We start from the raw sequence: 19,271 nt of genomic DNA, 5'->3' as shown, positions 1-19,271 counted from the left end.
TGGTGCCCCAATGGAAAAATTCAACGCGGCCGTTCTCGAAGAGATGCCTTTGGGATGTGCGTATTATAAAATCGTGTACGATACAGACGAAAAACCGAAAGATTTCATCTATCTCTATGCCAATCGCAAGCATTGTGAAATGGTTAACAAACATTTGGGACAGCTGAAATCCTTTTCGGTTTTTGATGTTTTCCCCTCGATGAAGGCGCCGATAATAGAGCGCGTTAAAACGTTTGAAGAAGCTGTAAGAGGCGGCGAAAAAGTGACATTTGAACTTTACGACGACGTCATTAGCCGCTATTTTGAAATAGAAGCTTTCTCACCTGAGAGGGGCTATTTTATCGCCTATGTTACAGATATTACCACTGAAAAAGAACAGGTGAAAGAGATTGCTGAAATCAATGAAAAGTTCGTGGAAATCGATGAAAAGTACCGGATTGTCTCCGATTACTTTTTTGACTGGGAGACGTGGGAACACACTTCCGGTGAGCTCTTGTACGTATCTAATGCCTGTGAGCACATTACCGGCTACTCTGCAGAAGCGTTTTTAGCCGATCCCCAGCTCTTTGAGCACATTTTACACCCCGATGACCTCGATGCGTGGCGCCTACATAGACGACGGCTTACACCGACGGCAGATCCTCAGAGCCTTTTGTTTCGAATTGTGCATAGAGCGGGACATGTCGTTTGGATTGAGCACCGCTGTATGCCGGCCTATAATAAAAATGGCGCGTACCTCGGCTACCGTGCCAACAACCGCGATATTACAAGGCGGGTGTTAAGTGAGCAAACGATTAAAAGCAGTGAAGAGCGCTACCGACAACTGTTTGAACACGCCGTTGAGGGCATCGTGGTATTACAGGGGGATTACGTTAAAATTTGCAACCCCAAACTTCGAGAGATTTTGGGCTATGCACCGGAGCAGTTAATGGCTGTGCCCTTTGCTCAGTTTATCTACCACGAAGACCTCCGAGCCTACCGTAGCGCCTTCGATAGCCCTTCGAAGGCGCCAGTTAAGGCACAGTTTCGAGTCATCTATAAAAATGGTGAGATTCGGTGGCTCGAAGCGACGGGTATTGAGATTTCATGGAATGGTCAGCCGGCGAGTTTGCGTTTTGTCGTAGACGTAACGGAACGCAAAATGACTGAACAGGCGCTGAAGCGCAGTGAAGAAAAGTACCGGTTGCTCACGGAGCACACCTCGGATGTAATCTGGATATACAACCTGTCTCGCGAAGTGTTTAGCTACATCAGTCCCTCGATCAAACAACTGAGAGGCCTCAATGTTCGAAGTGCGACGCGAGAAACTTTAGAGGCGTCTGTAAGCGGTCGAAAGGCACCTGCGTTTATCAAAGCGGTGAAAGCGCGAGGGCATCGATTTGAACGGGAAATTGGCGGCGATAGCGCCTACATCGACGAAGTTCAACAACGCCATGAAAAAGGTCATCTCTTGTGGGTTGAAATTTCCAGCCGCTATCGATTGAACGCGTTTGGAGAAGTTGAGCTCGTCGGCGTCAGCCGGAACATTGAAGAACGCAAATGTCAGGAAGAACGGGTGCTCTATCTCAGCTACTACGACCAGTTGACAGAGCTTCATAACCGCCGATACTACGAAGAGCAGCTCGCGGTGATGGACTGTGAAGAACAGTTACCGCTGTCATTGGTACTCGCAGATGTCAACGGGTTGAAATTGACCAATGACGCCTTTGGTCATTACGCAGGAGACCACTTGTTAATAGAAGTGGCGAAGCAGTTGGCCACGTTAAAACGGGAGGGGGATGTCTTGGCGCGCATCGGTGGGGACGAGTTCGTATTCGTTCTTCCCAATACGACTGGAGAAGACGCTGAAGCACTGGTAAGCACTGTTCAAAAAATGTTGAGGGCGGCAAAAATAAACGATATGGAGCCGTCGATTTCTCTTGGCTGGGCCACAAAGACAAAAAGCGACCAAAACATAGAAGATGTGTTTACACGTGCAGAAGACTTTATGTATAAGCGCAAGCTGATGGAAAGCCGCAGCATGAAAAACAAGACCATCAAATACATCCTTCAAAAGTTCTACAAAGCGATGCCGCATGAAAAATCACATGGTTTAGCGGTGCGTGATATTTGCAAGCAGTTTTCAGTCTATCTCGGTTTGTCCGATGCAGAAGTTCAGGACATGGGAACCCTTGGACTGCTTCACGACATCGGTAAGGTTGGGATGGACCGCAAGTGGGTTTCCTCTCAGTGTCCTCTGGTGCCTGAGCAGTGGAACGAAATTAAGCGCCATCCGGAAATCGGTTATCAGATTTTGCGCTCGACACCGGATTACGCACATTTGGCAGACTATTGTCTAAGCCACCACGAACGGTTTGACGGCGAGGGCTATCCGAGAAAGCTCAAAGGCGAAATGATACCGCTCCAAGCTCGTATTCTCAGTATCGTAGAAGCCTATGTGTACATGACGCAATCGCGACCCTATAAGAACGAAATCACACCTGAGGCAGCGCTCGATATTATCGAAAAGGCGTCCGGTCGACAGTTTGACCCGGAAATCAGCAGCAAGTTTGTCCGTTTTATAAATGAAGAAAAAGCTCTGAAATGACGTCGATCTACGCGTCTTTCGGAGCTTTTTTAGATTATCGGCTGAATTTGATGAGGCTCTGCCTAAAAGAGCCTTCGAGTAGGGTGCGCATGTGGTCGACAATAAACGCCGGCGATTCTTTCATATTGCTTTTCACCCATTCTAAGACGATCCCCACAAAGGCGTATTTGTAAAAGTTGGCGATAAAGAGCTGGTCTTCTAGAGAGACGTCTAAGTCGTGGAGATTTTCGTCGATGACGTGTTTGAGCAACTTTTGAACATGGGTGTAGAGCGTACTTTCGAGTCTTTCTCGGCTCATATACCTATAGGCGTGTTCCACGAGGTTTTTGTTGGCCTTTAAGTAGTGAAAAACTTCTAAAAGGCCCTCTTCCCAGTTGTCGCGTGTGCGCTTGTCGCTCAGTACCCTTTCCCCTTCGCGCACGAGTAAATACTCCAGTAGCGCGTAGAGGTCTTGAAAATGGTAGTAAAAAGTTTGCCTGTTGACACCACAGTGTGCCGTGAGCTCTTTAATGGTAATTTTGTCTAGCGTCTTTTTGGTGAGAAGTATCTTTAAAGCATCGCACAATGCGTTCTTGGTAACTTGTGACATAACCAATCCTTTCTAGCCTTATAATTTAATGTCGTAGTCGCGTGTGTCGTAGAAGGTGTGGTACCCGAGGTACAGCGCCAAAAATGAAGCCAATGCCACCACTGTACAAATGGCAATCATAATAGCAATCTGATACATAATGGCTGTTTTGGGAAGGGTGCCTGAAAGAATTTGTCCCGTCATCATGCCGGGTAACGAAACAATACCCATCCCCACCATCGAGTTTAGCGTCGGCAAAAGGGCAGTTTCCAACGATTGGTTGGCTATGGGCTTCAGTATTGCCGACGGCGATGCGCCAAAGTTTAATAGGGTCTGGATGCGATGGCGGTTGTCTTTGAGTTTCTCGTGGAAAGTCTTGACGCCCAAAGAGACCCCGGTCATAGCGTTCCCCATAATCATGCCGCTAAGGGGGATGACGTATTGTGGGTTAAAGAGGCTTTCGCCTACAACCACTTTTACAAAAAAGAGGATAATCAATAGGCCTGATGCGGAAAGGGACAGCGCAACAACCTTCTTAAAGGCCTTTGAGATTTCAGGAACTCTGCTGTAGACTCGGTTGATGGCGAAGACGATCATAGCGGCTAAATAGGCCACTGTAAAAAGCGGGTGCGGGTTATCAAATATCAACGTGAGAACAAGTCCGGCGATGACCAACTGGAGTGTCATCCTGAAACTGGCGATAAACAGCATGTGTGTTTGCCGGATTTGACTTTTTTTCATAATGGCGAGCACGACGATGAGCAACAGGTATACCAGACTGAATTGAAGCAGGGTCAGTTCGACTATTGAGCGCATAACATCTCCTCGTTATAAAGTAATGACATCATCTGCAAATCGCTTGGTCAGATGACTGGAGTGGTTGACGACAAGAAGGGTCATTTGCTGCGAGTTGGCAGTTGCCACAAGTGCGTTCATAAACTCTGCGGCAATGGTCTCGTCGAGAGCAGATGCGGGTTCGTCGAGCAAAAGGACCTTCGGTGCAAAACTCAAAGCGATGGCGTGGAACAGCCGCTGCTTTTCACCGCCGGACATGGCGTCGCATTTGGCGCTTAATGGAAAGTTTAACCGGCAGGTTTCGACGTATGAAGCCAGAGTATCATCGTCGGGGAGTGCGCTCTCTCTGTAGCTGTGAAACAGGCGGAAGTTTTCTCGGATGGTCCCGCTGAATAAAAAAGGGTCTTGATTGACCAGTAAAATTTCTTTGCGAAGGTCGAGTGGGTGGTATGTTGTCACCGAAGCACCGCGGTAAAAGAGGTCGCCGGAAGACTTCTCTGCGGTACGGTTGATTAATTTCAGCAACGTACTTTTACCTCGGCCACTTTCACCGGTAACAAAGGTCACTTGATGTTCTTTAAAGTGCATGTCTTTGTAGCGGATGGTGTTATTAAAGACGAGGCTTTGCGTTTTAATCATAGAACGCTCCTCCTTTTGGACAATAGTTTCTCCTATTATACCACGACTCTCTAGACATTCGGCGGCGTTTGTCACAAATTTAGACAGACGGTGCAGTTTGTCTATAGGCGCTTCCTGTAAAAAGGCGTATGATGAGGTCAGAAAAAACTTAGGAGGTAAACACATGAGAGAAAATCCGAATCAAAACGACTATTACTTTGTCGGTGGCGGTCTGGCGTCACTTGCAGGGGCAGCTTATCTCATTAGAGATTGCGGTGTAGAGGGCGAGCGCATTCACATCCTTGAAACCCTCAACATCTTAGGGGGCTCAAATGACGGCATTGGAACACCTGAAAAGGGGTTTGTATGTCGAGGCGGCAGAATGCTCAACGAAGAAACTTATGAAAACTTTTGGGAACTGCTCTACTCAATTCCGTCATTAGAAGCGCCTAACATGAGCTTGAGTGAGGAAATTTTGGCATTTGACCACACGCATCCGACACATGCCAATGCACGTCTCATCGACAAAGACGCGTATGTGCTCGATGTCCTCAGCATGGGCTTCAGCAACCAACATCGTATTGCCATGGGCAAACTGATGATGACACCTGAAGAAAAAATACAAGGGCTCAAAATTTCCGACTGGTTTGACAAAAGCTTTTACGAGACAAACTTTTGGTATATGTGGCAGACGACTTTTGCTTTTCAAGAGTGGTCCAGCTTATTTGAGTTTAAGCGTTACATGAATCGCATGATTTTTGAGTTTTCGAGAATTCAAACGCTCGAAGGCGTCACCCGTACAAAATTCAACCAATACGACTCAGTAATTGTGCCGATGAAAGCGCACCTTGAAAAGCACCATGTGGATTTCAGCTTGAAGTGCCTTGTAAAAGACTTAGACTTTAAAGACGGCGACGGTATCACGGTGACAGCTATTCACTATGAAGACGCCAAAGGCGCGGGCAAAATCGACCTCAAAGACGGCGATTTATGCTTTGTGACCAACGGCTGTATGACCGATTGTGCAACACTTGGCGACTTAAAAACACCGGCGCCTTACAGACCTGAAAATCCGCCTTCTGGAGAACTTTGGGGAAGAATTGCCGCTAAAAAAGAAGGGCTTGGCGATCCGGCACCTTTCTTTGGAAAGCCTGAAGAGACCAACTGGGCGTCTTTTACGGTGACGTCTAACGGCAACCGACTTCTCAAAAAAATCGAAGCATTTTCGAGAAATGTGCCTGGAAGCGGCGCTCTCATGACATTTAAAGATTCCAAATGGCGTATGAGCATCGTCGTGGCTGCACAACCGCACTTTATCAACCAGCCTGAAGATCAAACCATCTTTTGGGGCTACAGTTTGTACACCGATGTACCAGGTGATTACATTAAAAAGCCAATGCGCGAGTGTACCGGTGAAGAGATGCTGTTAGAACTGCTTTACCACCTACACATGCTCGATGACAAAGACGCAATCTTAAAAGACGTCGTCAATGTTATTCCATGCATGATGCCTTATATTGACGCTCAGTTCCAGCCGAGAAAAATAGCGGATAGACCGTATGTGGTACCGGCGGGTTCAACCAATCTGGCCATGATCAGTCAATTTGTAGAAATTCCTGAAGACATGGTCTTTACAGAAGAGTACTCTGTACGCGCAGCGCGTATGGCGGTCTACAAGCTGATGGGCATTGAGAGACCGGTCTGTCCGGTAACGCCTTATCACAGAGATGTTAAAGTCTTGCTTAAAGCATTGAACACTACATTTAGATAAAATATACAAAACGAGCCTTTTAAAAAGGGCTCGTTTTTATTATATTTATAAAAAACAAACAAAATGAGATGGTTTTTTAGGGGAAAGTGCGTTACAATAGGAACAATCTATTTTTTGAAAGAGGTGTGTGGTAGTGAACGGTAATAGAATACAACGTATAAAAAAACGGGCGCGCCTTGCTGCAGGCGAAGGCCGCGTGGAACTGGTGTTGCGCGGCGGTAAAGTCGTCAATGTCTTTAACGGTAAAATTGAAGAGAAGGACATCGCCATCGACGGCGGTAAGGTCATCGGACTCGGTAGCTATGTGGGGGAAAAAGAAGTCGATTTAAAGGGCGCCACAGTTGTGCCAGGGTTTATCGACGCCCATATGCACATGGAATCGACGTTGGTAACGCCTGAACAAATGGCGCGAATCTTGGTGCCGAGAGGCACGACAACGGTTATTGCAGACCCACACGAGATTGCCAATGTCTGCGGGCTGGAAGGTATACGCTATATGATAGAAGCCGCAGAACAAACCCCACTCACAGGTTTTTTCATGTTGCCTTCTTGCGTCCCTGCAACGCCTTTTGAACACGCAGGCGCCATTTTAAAAGCCGATGATTTGGCGCAGATGATGACGCATCCGAAAGTCCTCGGTTTAGGCGAGTTGATGAATTACCCGGGAGCCATCGCCGGCGATGATGACGTTATGGAAAAAGTCCATCTCTTTAAGGACAAAATTATCGATGGGCACGGGCCTGAACTGACGGGAAAGGCACTGAATGCCTACGTTATCAACGGCGTGCAGACCGAACACGAGTGCACGACTGTAGCGGAGATGGAGGAGCGTCTCGGCCTCGGCATGTACATCGCCATTCGCGAGGGGTCGGCGGCGAGAAACTTGGAAGCGCTCATTAGAGGGGTGACCCCGCGCAACGCGCACCGTTGCCTCTTCTGTACTGATGACAAACATCCCGAAGACATTCTCGTCGAAGGGCATATCGACTTCAACGTGCGCAAGGCAATCGCTTTGGGTCTCGACCCGATACTGGCGGTACAAATGGCGACCATTAACACGGCGCGGTGCTACGGCCTGAAGGATATCGGTGCCATAGCACCGGGATACGATGCCGATTTCGCAGTCGTCAGCGACTTAGAGGCACTGAACATTCAAGCGGTCTACAAGAAAGGTGTGAAAGTTGCAGAGGGCGGCACGGCGTATTTTGATGTCGCGCCGGTGGCGACAGGAGCGGTAGAGAAAACGGTTCGATGTTCAAAGGTACGGCCAGAAGACTTTGAACTTAAACTAGCAGGCGACGTGGTCAATGTCATTGGAATTACACCGAAGTCGATTGTCACTCAACACGTGGTGCGCCGCGTCTATCAAGATGCCGAAGGGTGCTTCCAGAGCAACCCTAAAATCGATGTGGTTAAAATAGCCGTCGTCGAACGGCACGGTAAAACTGGGGACATCGGCATCGGTCTGGTGGAAAACTTCAATCTTAAAGGCGGCGCTATTGCCACGAGTATTGCACACGATTCGCACAACCTCATTGTCATCGGCGACAACGACGCCGACATGGCTTTGGCTGTGAACCGTTTAATTGACATGGACGGCGGTATTGTGGTAACGTCACAAGGGGAAGTTCGCGCGGAATTGGCGTTAAAAATCGGTGGTTTAATGAGCGATGCGCCAATGGAAGAAGTGAGCAGTGCACTGAAGGTACTGCGCCGCGAAGCGCACGAAACGCTGGGCATACCAAAGACACTTGAGCCCTTTATGACACTGAGTTTTTTAGCGCTTCCCGTCATTCCCGAACTAAAAATAACCGACCAAGGGTATTTTGATGTGACGCGTTTTGAAAAAATAGCCGTAGAGGTCGAGTAATAGGAGTGCATATGACCATTAAAGAAAATTGGGAGCAAATGGCTGTGGCGTACGACCGCTTTGTGTCTAGTCCGACGTCTTTCAGCCAAGCTATTGAGATGCCGGCGGTTTTGGAAACAGTGGGCGATTTAAGTGGGAAGACGGTGCTTGAGCTGGGGTGTGGTGCCGGACGCTTTGCGTTTGAGTTTGAAAAAAAGGGCGCTGAAGTGGTGCATGCTGTGGATCTTTCGGAGATGATGATTGCGTTGGCAGAGGGCAAAAAGCGCATGAACGGGTCTTCGGTGCGCTTCAGTACCTGTTCTGTAGACACGTTGGAAAGTTTTTCGTCGGCGTCGATGGATGTGGTATTTGCGTCGACACTGCTCCATTTTATTCCGGATTTAAATCCGGTGATGCAAGCTGTCCGCCGTGTGCTTAAACCCGGCGGTACGGTTGTGTTTTCTTTAATTCATCCGGTGCACGCCGCTCTATACCCTGTGGAACTGCCGGAGGGGCGACTCCCGGAGAAATCCGACTACGTGCTCAAGTACTTGTATAAGGACAAGCGTGCTTATGTTCAGCCTTGGATTGCTTTTGACAAGACGATTGAGAACTTTCTCTGTTACAGTTATCATCACACTTTGGAAGATTATTTCGAAGCGTTTTTTGGCGTAGGCCTTCAGCTCAAGGCTTTGGTCGAGCCCAAGCCGCCGGCGGCTTGGCGCGAAACGGCGCCAAATCAGTACAAGGCGTATATGAAGGCGCCAAACTACCTCGTGGTAAAACTCTCTTAGAGGGACGGTTCTTTTGTGCACGAAAACACTAAAATTTACCATATATTTTAACTGGTAAGTCCCATAAAGGCTGTGTATCGGCCCGATTGAACTGCGTCGTATAAGGTGGAGAAAAGCCCCTATTGCAAATCGTTTGAGTTTGCAAATAGGGGCGTTTTTTTATTGAAAGCGTTGTTATAGCTGAATAGTTGGTGGGTATGATGTGTCCCCAAAGGTTTGTGCTTATAGCACAAAGGAGATGACAGACAGGTAGTAATCGACAATGGTTTCAGGGGCGTCGACAAGTTGTCGGTTAAACCACCATCGGATGGTTTCGAAAAAGCTACGGGTCATATGATTGCGCCGGTATTCCTTAGAGGCAACTGGGGGCGTAGAGATGAAGCGAGTAGATTCATTAGTTTGAAAAAGCCTTTCGAGGTAGCTGTTAAAGTATTGGAAGAAGAGCCTCCCACTTTCGCAATTAAGAAGTCCATTGATTTTCTTTTGATTGTCTTTGAGATGGTAGAGTAAGTGCAACAATTTGTTGCGGAGGTTGCCTGGTTTTAAAGAAAAATCATGGGAAGTCTCTTCGTTAAGTTCTTCAGAAAAGATGTGTGCAAACAAGTCTTCACACATTTTGTGGAGCAAATCTTCTTTTGCTTCAAAGTGAGTGTAAAAAGTACTTCTCCCCACGTCAGCTTCGTCAATAATATCTTGAATGGTAATTTTGGCATATTTTTTGTGTGAGAGCAAGTGGTTGAAAGCTTCGAATATAGCATTTCGCGTTCGATTCACACGTCTATCCATAAATGGGAACCTCCTTAAGTAAACAATTTTATCTAAATGTTCAAAAACATACATAATATCTAAATTGAATGTTGTTTCAAACGAGCACTTCCTTTAACATGAAAGCTGAACATTTTGTTCGTTAAAAATACTAACATATCTAGATGGATTGTCAAGGAGTTTCGAATGGGGACCAATACAGAAGCACATCTAAAGCATCAAAAACTTGTACTCGTTTTAGCAGTGCCGATTGTCATTGAAAACGTGCTACAGACTTTATTGGGTACAACAGATACCTACTTTTCGGGTCAAATAAGTGACTCTGCTATTGCTGCTATAGGCGTTACGAGTCTTGTGGTCAATTTATTTATTGCATTTTATACGGCAGTTAGCGTTGGAGCTGTTGCAGTGGTTGCGCGTTATTTTGGAAAAAAAGATTTTAATAGAGTGAACACTACAATTGTTCATGCTCTCATCATTGCAATTGGTTTAGGAGGCATCTGCGGGACAATCTGCTATGTGTTCCGCAATCAAATTTTAGCGGCTACAGGGGCAAACGCACAGACGATAGCGGTTGCCATGCCCTACTACCTCATTGTAGCTGTTCCCTCTGTGTTTTTATGTTTACAGCTGACTTTGTCGGGGTGTCTTCGTGCGATAAAGGATACGCGTACACCGATGCTTGTAACCGGAGCTTCAAACGTAGTAAACATAGCTCTCAATGTCGTGTTTATGTCCATGGAATGGGGGCTTGTAGGGTTGGGTATTGCAACAACACTTTCGCGATTATTGGGTGCAATTTTGTTGTTTATACGATTAAAACATCACGATGAAAGAATCCATATTAGTAAATGTCCTCTGGACAAGCAAATTTGTTCTACAGTGCTTCGAATCGGCATGCCTGCTGGGATAGAAAAGCTGATTATGCGTTTGGGACAACTCGTTTACAACAGTATGATAATCACTCTTGGAACGACTTCTTACGTTGCACACACTATTGCAGGGACAATAGAAAGCTATACGTACATTCCCGCTATGGGCATTGGGCTTGCTGTTTGCACGCTTGTAGGCAATGCAATGGGGGAAGGTGCTGTGAAAGAAGCTCGTTCATTGACGTTTTCTGCATATCGTTTAACGGCACTTTTAATGATGGGAATAGGTTTGTTTTTTTATATAACGGCTTCAGATTTGGCGGGTTTGTTTTCAGATACGCCGGTTGTTCAGACGCTTGTGGTAAAGGTTTTGCGTATTATTGCCCTCTTTCAACCTTTTGCAGCCCTTGTTCAGATTATGACGCATGCGTTACAAGGCGCTGGGGACACACGCTACCCGATGTTTGCTACACTAGTTGGTATATGGGGCATTCGCATAGGTGGGGGCTATTATTTTGCGGTTGTTATGAAAATGGGGCTCTCTGGTATCTGGTGGGCGTATGCATTAGATCTTGTTCTTCGTGGAAGTCTTTTGATGCTGAGATTTTGTAGTGGACGATGGCAAACTGTTAAGGTGTAGAACATGACATTAAACAACCGCTATCAAGAGCTGATAGCGGTTGCTTGTTTCTAGCGGATGCTGTCGTTTTTAAAAGTCAAGGCATCGACGCGTTCGGTTTCTGTTGTTTCAATATAGGTGAGCGTGACGCTGTCTCCAGCTTCTGTTAGAGCGATTAGTGGGTATTGTTCACTGCTGATGACAAACAGCCTGTTGTCGCCTACACATTTTAGAGCGAAGTACCCGTCGCCTAGCGCGCCGACGCGTGAGACGGTGCCTTTAAAGCTCTCGGCACTGTTGGATTGATTGGCGAGGCTGTTGCTGCCGCCTTCTCTAACCAGTGCTCTGGAGTACTCGGTTTGAGCCTCTCTCAAGGTTTTCCCATAGGCCACGGCTTTTGGGTTTTGAACAGAGGCGAAGGCATAGCCGACGATGTTGCCACTGTTGCCTTTCATCGTTGAAAAATACGTCGGTTCGCCATTCAAGTTGATGAGGTACGGGTAAGTCGCTGTGTAACCGGCGTTTTGCACGAGTTCTTCCATCAGGCCCATGGCGCGGGATTCAATAGAACCGGAAAGTTTGTTGTATTCGGCCTCGCCGGTGCGCGGGTTGTAGATGACAAAGCCCGTAGTTGCGCTGTCCTTGCCGACGCTGGTAAGCCCCGTATAGAAATAGAGCTCTCCGTCTTTAAAGACGTATCCTTTGCCGGAGGTATCTTCTAGCTTGCCCTTATCCGATGGGTTCCACCAGCCCTCGATGTATTTGCCGTACCATTCGAGTTGCTGATCGAAAATAGCCATTGAGAAAACCCGATTGACCCATTTGGGTTGGGCACCGACTTCGTAAAAGGTCATGGCGCCGGAGGCGGGGTCGACCACAATAGAACCCGTCACATGTGGTGTGCTCACCCAGTCCTTATGGGTGTACGCCGTGACGACCCATTTGCCTTCGCCTTGATCGTCGACTTCAAAAGACATATCGGTAAGGCCGTACTGAGGGAACTCGGCGTAGATAGCGCGCTTTAAATCGCTGCCGAAATAGCCGCTAGGCGACAAGTTGTACGTGTATTCGACAAACTCGGCGTCGTTGGCATTGGTAGCGTTGATTTTAATATAGCCGGGGATTTCCCCCTTGTTGCCAAGCCATTTGAAGAAGCCGCGGTATTCTAGGGGGAAAATCCAGTAGGGCTTGGATTCGACGACCGTTAGAGTCCCTTCTCCTATTTGAAACTGACTGCCCAGTGTCGGGTTGGTTTCAGTTATAAGACGCTCTGAGTTGCGAAGGGCGTTTTCTTCGTCGAGAATGACGAGGTTTTGCATGTCTACATTGGGCACTGAGTCGTCGAATTTTTCGATTTGAACGACCTTGAGCTCCGCCTGTTTGCTCTTCCAGTTGAAGAGGGGGAACATGCTGACACAGGCCACAATCAGGTAGAGCAGTGCCACTGCTAAAATGCCCAATGTGCCATTTTGAATACCGGTGAGCTTGTATTTGCCATTGTCGTCGCTTTGAACCCCCTTGGCAAAAGCGAAGACGACGAGCACCAGTGCGGCACCGGTGATGATAATCGGAACTTGTAGAAAGTGAATGGAAATCACCGGTAACGTTATATAAAACGTGGCGACCAGTGCAATGAGTAAAACCCCAAAGCCCAATAGTTTTTTCATGATTGCCTCCCTTAGTAGGTGTTGTATGGTTGCTTTTAGTATAACGCACCGGTATTAAAAAAGTCTTAAGATCCTCTAAAAGCTTATGACTGAACGAAGCTGTTGTACTTTTGCAAGTCCGCTTCGTGACAGGCCACTTTTATAAGGGTGCCGTTTTCAAGGTGTTCTCTGCTGTGGACGAGGGCGTGTTCGTTAAAGTAGTTCAAAACACTTCCTGATGTGTAGGGAATCAGCAGATTGCACGTCACATAGTCTTTTAACAGAGCCTCTCTAATGGCCGCTTCCAGCGTGTCCATAGCGCGTCCGGTTTTAGCCGAGACGTAAACCGCGTTTGAGGCACCTTCTGGGAGAGGGCCTTCGACGCAGTCGCATTTGTTGTAGACGTACACGACGGGAATATCTGATGCGCCAATGCGTTCGAGAGTGTCTAGGGTAACTTGGCGCTGATTTTCCGCCTCTGGGTTTGAAGCGTCGATGACGTGTAAAAGCAAATCGGCTTCAACAACTTCTTCCAGTGTGGAGCCAAATGCTTTGACCAACGTGTGGGGTAAATCGGAGACAAATCCCACTGTGTCCGACAGCAATAGGCGCATTTTGTTGCCCAGCGTCACGAGGCGCACAGAAGTATCCAGCGTTGCAAAGAGCATGTCTTTTTCAAACACAGTCTTGTGGGCGTCTTTTTGAGAGCGTCTCACAAAGTGGTTCATCAGCGTGGATTTTCCCGCATTGGTGTATCCGACCAGCGCGACGAGTGGGTACGTGGTATCCGTTCGCTTTTTGCGCTGTGTTTGACGTTCTTTTTCAATCTGTGTTAACGCGTTTCGGAGTTCCGTAATTTTGTCGCCGGCCTTTCGCTTGTCCAGTTCGATTTTCTTCTCTCCGGCGCCTTTGTTTCGGGTGCCGCTGCCACCGCGCTGTCGGCCCATGGCCATGTACGACCCCGCCAGACGGGGCAGCAAGTATTGGAGCTCTGCCAGTTCGACTTGCATGCGCGCTTCTTTTGTCTTGGCGCGTCTGCTGAATATCTCTAAAATGAGTGCTGTTCTGTCCTGAACATCCACTTGGAGAGCGCGTTCGAGATTGCGCAGCTGCTTAGGGGAAAGTTCGTGGGCGAAGACGACGCGTTCGGCATCGTTGGCCTCGACGAGCAGTCTCAGCTCATCGACTTTACCGGAACCGATGTAAGTGGCGTTTGTGGGAGACGAGCTGTTCTGAACCAGCATCCCGACAACCTCCAGTTCACAGGCTTCTGCCAACAGTTCGAGCTCCTCCATAAGGCATTCGAATTCAGCGTTTTGTTGTGTATTGAGACCGACGATAACGGTTTTAATAGATGTTTTCATAGATGTACCACCCTTTCCTGTATTGGTGTGATGGCATAGCCTTTTTAGGAAAGGTCATGCCGTTTTTAGTATCGCAGTTGTAGACGTAATCTGATAAAAATGCGCATGGGGCATCCCTCCTTCCGCGGTTTTGGGTACAAAAAAACCGCTCAACTGAGCGGTTTCTGTCAAAAAATAAAATGAGACGCAACGAAGCGCCCTGAAGACAAATAGGACCATTCACTTAAGTTCGATAACGGTATGTGGTTTTGACTGTGATAAGTGAACGTAATTTGAACATGTTTGCCTCCTAAGCTTAATTACTTAAAGGATAGCATACCTTAAAAAAAATGTAAACATTTTTTTGATTTAAGGTATAATGAAGACAGTAAAAGCACGAGAAGGAGGGACAGCATGTTTAAAATTTTAGTGGTCGAAGACGACAAGACCATAGCAGAGCAAATTCAAAAACACCTTGCGGCTTGGCAGTACAAAGTCGAAGTGGTTCAAGACTTTCAGGATGTCAGAGGGGCGTTTATAAAATCGGAAGCGGATTTGGTATTAATGGACATCGGGCTGCCTTTTTTTAACGGTTACCATTGGTGTTCGGAAATTCGAAAGATTTCCACTGTGCCCATCGTCTTTATCTCGTCGGCTGACGACAACATGAACATCGTGATGGCGATGCAGATGGGGGGCGACGATTTTATCGCCAAGCCCTTCGATCTCGGGGTGCTCGTCGCAAAAGTTCAGGCCATTATCAGGCGCAGCTACGCGTTTCAAGGGGCGGCGCACCTGTTGTCACATGGGGGTGCCGTACTCAATCTCAGCGAGTGCACCTTGTCACATGGCGACGATAAACTAGAACTGACTAAAAATGAATTGAAAATTTTACAAGTGCTTTTAGAGCGTCACTCCGAGGTGGTATCCAGAAGCGACTTGATGAACCACTTGTGGGAAAGCGACAGCTTTATCGACGACAACACATTGACGGTCAACGTCGCGAGATTGAGGAAAAAACTCGAAGACATCGGACTCAGCGGCTTTATTGTGACCAAAAAAGGCATTGGCTATACAATTCCATAGGAGGTGGACATGCGTTCTTTGAAAGCGTATATTCGAAGTCAGTACAAGCTGCTTCTCGTCGTTCCGATTAATCTCGGCATCGCCGTACTCACCTATTCCCTCTACGAAACACCTAAGGGGGCCATACGGTATACGATGATTTTGACGACATTTTTGTGGGCGGTATTTATTGCCTATGATTTTTTCAAATACATCGAGAAACACCATCACATGGGGCGCCTGATAAAAGACGCGCCGCACCGCACGGCATTTTTAGAACCGAGCATCGGTATTGAGGGGGATTACATCGACGTCGTCAACGTTCTCATCGATGAGAAGAACCGGATGTCGGACAAGTACACGGCTTCTCAAGCGGAGATGCTGGACTATTACAGCCTTTGGGTGCACCAGATTAAGACGCCGATTTCTGCGCTGGACCTGATGTTGCAGACCCGGACAGATGCAGACAAGTCGGCGATGCAACTGGAGCTTTTTAAAATCGAGCAGTACGTCGCCATGGCGCTGGGGTATCTCAGGGTGGATTCCGAGGCGTCTGATTTCGTGTTTAAACCCGTCAGTGTCTTGGCTTGTGCCAAAAGCGCTGTTAAAAAATACAGAAAGGTTTTTATTGAAAAGCGCCTCTCGCTGGAACTGTCCATTGAGCCGGAAACCACGGTGGTAACAGATGAAAAGTGGCTGACTTTCGTTATTGAGCAGCTGTTGTCCAACGCCCTCAAGTATACGGACCGAGGGACAGTTAGCCTGTCTTTCGGTTGTGGACAGCTGATTGTGGAAGACACAGGTTGTGGCATCAAACCGGAAGATTTGCCGCGGGTGTTCGATCGGGGGTTCACAGGGTACAATGGTCGATTGAGCCAAAAGTCCACGGGAATTGGCCTATACCTCACTAAGAAAATACTCCGCAAGTTGTCTATGGGCATCGATATTCAATCTAAAGTGGGAGAGGGCACACGTGTGATTATTCTTACATCAATGTAAGGTTTAAAAGGGAATTGTAAGCCAAAGCGATGGCGAGACCGTTCTCTTTTTTTTATACTGTAGCTAGAGTATATATTATGTGATGGAGGTAACAAATAGTGGCGATTTTAGAAGTGAAAAATTTAAAGAAAGTTTATACAACGCGTTTTGGGGGCAACCCTGTTCAGGCGCTTAGCAATGTTTCTTTTACAGTGGAAAAAGGCGAGTTCGTGGCGATTATGGGTGAGTCCGGTTCGGGGAAGACGACGCTCTTAAACTTACTGGCGGCGATAGATCAGCCCACCGGTGGCGAGGTGTTGCTCGAGGGGAAATCCACTCGACAATTGGGGCCTAAAGAACTGGCGACTTTTAGAAGAAATCACTTGGGATTCGTTTTCCAAGACTTTAACTTACTCGACACCTTTTCGGTAAAAGACAACATTTTTTTGCCGCTGGTGCTCTCCGGCGAAAAATACGATGTGATGATGAAAAAGCTGATGCCCATTGCACACAAACTGGGGATTGCCGATTTGCTGAACAAGTTCCCCTACGAAATTTCCGGCGGTCAAAAGCAGCGGGTTGCCGTTGCGAGGGCTCTGATTACATCGCCGCTCATCATCCTGGCTGACGAGCCGACAGGGGCACTGGATTCCAAGGCGACGGATCATTTGCTGGATATGTTTCAAAGCATTAATCGAGAAGGCGAGACGGTGTTAATGGTCACTCACAGTGTGAAAGCGGCCTCCAGAGCCGGGCGCATCCTCTTTATCAAAGACGGCGAGGTGTTCCATCAAATTTACCGAGGCAACATGAACGACGATCAGATGTACAGCAAAATCAGCGATGCGCTGACCGTACTCGTAACAGGTGAGGTGCAGCATGCGTAACTTTTTTTACACGAGACTTGCCGTGGGCAACCTCGTTAAGAACCGGAAGCTTTACGCGCCCTACTGCGTCACCAATGTGGGGATTATCACGATGTTTTACATTATGCTTTCCATAGGACTCAACAAGGGGTTTAACGAGATGCCGTATGCACAGTCAACTGTAGCCATGCTGTTTTTCGGCACCGTCATCATCGGTATTTTTTCGACGATTCTGGTTTTCTATACCAACAGCTTTCTATTGAAGCAGCGTCAGAAGGAAATCGGTCTTTACAACATCCTGGGGATGGAGAAGCGACATATTGCCAAAATGCTGGGCATTGAGACGGGGGTGTCGAGCTTGGCTTGTCTCGTCCTCGGCCTCTTAAGCGGCATGGTGCTCAGCAAGCTCATGTTTTTGATTTTGCTAAAGTTGATGCATTTTTCAGTGCCGATTGCCTTTTCAGTTTCGTTTAAGGCCATGACCATTACCAGCGTCTTCTTCGGCATTTTGTTTGCCTGTACGTTGCTTTACAACGTCGCGCGCATCCATCTGCTCAATCCGATTAATTTGATGCGAGGCAGTGTCGTCGGAGAGAAAGAGCCTAAGAGCAAGTGGTTAATGGCACTTATTGGCGCAGGCTGTCTCGGCTACGGCTATTACCTCGCCCAAAGTGTGGACAACCCAATGATGGCAATACAGACGTTTTTTATTGCTGTGTTGTTTGTCATTGTTGCAACGTATACCCTTTTTACAGCGGGGAGCATCGTGGTGCTGAAAGGCCTTAGGAAAAATAAAAAGTTTTACTACAACCCCAAGCATTTTATCGCCGTGTCGGGCATGATCTACCGGATGAAACAAAACGCTTCGGGATTGGCGAGCATCTGTGTGCTCAGTTGTGCCGTTTTGGTCTCTGTGTCGACGACGGTGTCGATGTACATCGGCATCGACGACATGTTTGAAACACGGTACCCTATGACCGTGGAAATGACCATTCGAGACGAAGCACCGCTCGAGGCACTACAGACGCTTGAAGGGGTTGTCGCACGGCTGGCAGAGACACATGGTGTATCGGTGAAAAGTCCTATTGCCTATGGCAATGCCGCTGTGTTCACGGACATCGCTCAATCTCAGTGGACCTTTGAAGGGGATTACAGCAAGATGCACAATGTCTACCTGGTATTGGCAGAGGAAATGTCTCGGATACAAGGAGAACGCATCTCCGTCTCAGAGGGCGAGCTGTTGGCGATTGGAGAAGCAGCAGAGGGGATTCCCGAGCAGGTGACCGTGGGCAGCACAACTTTTAAAGTTGAAAAAGCGCCGGAAGCCGCCTTTGAAATCGACAAATTTTACAGAGATGAAATGGGGAAATACGCCATCTTAGTATTTGGCAACGAAACGAATCGACAGGCCTTTTTAGACGCTGCGGCGCGTGGTGAGGCGGCGAGCCGCTACACGTACGCATTCGATTTAGAAGGCGATGAGGCCGCTCAAGCGGCATTTTCCTCTGCGCTGAAAGCGTACAGTTACGCTGAGGACAGTCCCGAAGTTTTCGTCGAATCGCGCGAATCGGTTAAAGAGGAGTTTGTGGGCATCTACGGCGGGTTCTTATTCTTGGGCATCTTCCTCGGCACGCTCTTTTTAATGGCCACGGCGATGATTATTTATTACAAGCAAATTTCTGAGGGCTACGATGACAAAGGGCGTTTTGAGATTCTTCAAAAAGTTGGGATGTCGCATTCGGAAATAAAAAAGAGCATCAACCGCCAGATTGTCATGGTCTTCTTTCTCCCGCTTGTGGCGGCTATTGTACACATTACTTTCGCCTTCAATGTCATTAAGCATCTGCTGACGGTGTTTAATATGGTGAACACGCAGTTGTTCATCATGTGCACTGTAGGGACTGTAGCGGCGTTTGCAGTGATTTACTACTTGGTTTACATGTTGACGGCGCGCGCCTATTATCGGTTGCTGGTTGTCAAGTAAGCCTTTGTTTAAAGCAAGTGGACACTTTCGTCAGGTGTCCACTTGCTTTTTTAGTGAACGGCAAGTGTTGCGCCAAAAGTGCATCAAATGATTCTGAAAATTTAATGTTTTGTTAAGAAGTGCTGTGATAAACTAAAAGTACTTTATTGAC

General features: G+C 47.6%; 15 protein-coding genes. 9 read left to right on the top strand and 6 right to left on the bottom strand.

The window, feature by feature from the left end; genetic code table 11:
• The first annotated feature begins 10 nt into the window (after positions 1–10).
• On the top strand, positions 11–2,587 hold the full coding sequence (locus ACR6HW_RS07030; protein ID WP_455730441.1) for a PAS domain S-box protein: 2,577 nt from the start codon (positions 11–13) through the stop codon (positions 2,585–2,587).
• Positions 2,588–2,621: 34 nt separating this feature from the next.
• Here ACR6HW_RS07030 and ACR6HW_RS07025 read toward each other — a convergent pair whose 3' ends face one another.
• From ACR6HW_RS07025 to ACR6HW_RS07015, 3 genes are read right to left on the bottom strand one after another with little or no spacing between them, the layout of a single operon-like run.
• Positions 2,622–3,176, bottom strand: a complete 555-nt coding sequence (locus tag ACR6HW_RS07025; protein ID WP_455730440.1) for a TetR/AcrR family transcriptional regulator — start codon at positions 3,174–3,176, stop codon at positions 2,622–2,624.
• Between the two features lie 18 nt (positions 3,177–3,194).
• Positions 3,195–3,971, bottom strand: a complete 777-nt coding sequence (locus tag ACR6HW_RS07020; protein WP_455730439.1) for an ABC transporter permease — start codon at positions 3,969–3,971, stop codon at positions 3,195–3,197.
• Positions 3,972–3,983: 12 nt separating this feature from the next.
• Positions 3,984–4,589: an ABC transporter ATP-binding protein gene (locus ACR6HW_RS07015; RefSeq protein WP_455730438.1), complete on the bottom strand. Its 606-nt coding sequence runs from the start codon at positions 4,587–4,589 to the stop codon at positions 3,984–3,986.
• 163 nt (positions 4,590–4,752) lie between these two features.
• Here ACR6HW_RS07015 and ACR6HW_RS07010 point away from each other — a divergent pair, with 163 nt between their 5' ends.
• From ACR6HW_RS07010 to ACR6HW_RS07000, 3 genes are all read left to right on the top strand, one after another.
• A complete protein-coding gene (locus ACR6HW_RS07010; protein WP_455730437.1) occupies positions 4,753–6,339 on the top strand; it encodes an oleate hydratase in 1,587 nt (528 codons plus the stop codon).
• Between the two features lie 133 nt (positions 6,340–6,472).
• Positions 6,473–8,209: an adenine deaminase gene (ade, locus tag ACR6HW_RS07005; RefSeq protein ID WP_455730436.1), complete on the top strand. Its 1,737-nt coding sequence runs from the start codon at positions 6,473–6,475 to the stop codon at positions 8,207–8,209.
• Between the two features lie 11 nt (positions 8,210–8,220).
• Positions 8,221–8,982, top strand: a complete 762-nt coding sequence (locus ACR6HW_RS07000) for a class I SAM-dependent methyltransferase (protein WP_455730435.1) — start codon at positions 8,221–8,223, stop codon at positions 8,980–8,982.
• A gap of 222 nt (positions 8,983–9,204) precedes the next feature.
• Here ACR6HW_RS07000 and ACR6HW_RS06995 read toward each other — a convergent pair whose 3' ends face one another.
• Positions 9,205–9,768 (bottom strand): TetR/AcrR family transcriptional regulator, encoded by a 564-nt coding sequence (locus ACR6HW_RS06995; RefSeq protein WP_455730434.1) that lies wholly within the window; start codon positions 9,766–9,768, stop codon positions 9,205–9,207.
• Positions 9,769–9,933: 165 nt separating this feature from the next.
• Here ACR6HW_RS06995 and ACR6HW_RS06990 point away from each other — a divergent pair, with 165 nt between their 5' ends.
• Positions 9,934–11,259 (top strand): MATE family efflux transporter, encoded by a 1,326-nt coding sequence (locus ACR6HW_RS06990; protein WP_455730433.1) that lies wholly within the window; start codon positions 9,934–9,936, stop codon positions 11,257–11,259.
• A 50-nt stretch (positions 11,260–11,309) separates the two neighbouring features.
• Here ACR6HW_RS06990 and ACR6HW_RS06985 read toward each other — a convergent pair whose 3' ends face one another.
• Together ACR6HW_RS06985 and hflX are read right to left on the bottom strand one after the other, a co-directional pair.
• Positions 11,310–12,905, bottom strand: coding sequence for a hypothetical protein (locus ACR6HW_RS06985; RefSeq protein WP_455730432.1), 1,596 nt, complete (start codon positions 12,903–12,905; stop codon positions 11,310–11,312).
• Positions 12,906–12,988: 83 nt separating this feature from the next.
• Entirely contained in the window at positions 12,989–14,248 is a 1,260-nt protein-coding gene (hflX, locus tag ACR6HW_RS06980; protein WP_455730431.1) for a GTPase HflX, read from the bottom strand.
• A gap of 393 nt (positions 14,249–14,641) precedes the next feature.
• Here hflX and ACR6HW_RS06975 point away from each other — a divergent pair, with 393 nt between their 5' ends.
• From ACR6HW_RS06975 to ACR6HW_RS06960, 4 genes are all read left to right on the top strand, one after another.
• Positions 14,642–15,313, top strand: a complete 672-nt coding sequence (locus ACR6HW_RS06975) for a response regulator transcription factor (protein WP_455730430.1) — start codon at positions 14,642–14,644, stop codon at positions 15,311–15,313.
• Between the two features lie 9 nt (positions 15,314–15,322).
• On the top strand, positions 15,323–16,291 hold the full coding sequence (locus tag ACR6HW_RS06970) for a sensor histidine kinase (RefSeq protein WP_455730429.1): 969 nt from the start codon (positions 15,323–15,325) through the stop codon (positions 16,289–16,291).
• 98 nt (positions 16,292–16,389) lie between these two features.
• Positions 16,390–17,157, top strand: coding sequence for an ABC transporter ATP-binding protein (locus tag ACR6HW_RS06965; RefSeq protein WP_455730428.1), 768 nt, complete (start codon positions 16,390–16,392; stop codon positions 17,155–17,157).
• The gene (locus tag ACR6HW_RS06960) at positions 17,150–19,120 is read left to right on the top strand and encodes an FtsX-like permease family protein (protein ID WP_455730427.1); all 1,971 of its coding nucleotides are present in this window, start codon (positions 17,150–17,152) and stop codon (positions 19,118–19,120) included. The genes ACR6HW_RS06965 and ACR6HW_RS06960 overlap by 8 nt, the downstream gene beginning before the upstream one ends.
• Positions 19,121–19,271: the final 151 nt, after the last annotated feature.

It is taken from the genome of Fusibacter sp. JL298sf-3, from assembly GCF_053842995.1.
This window is presented reverse-complemented; position numbering and strand designations above follow the sequence as displayed.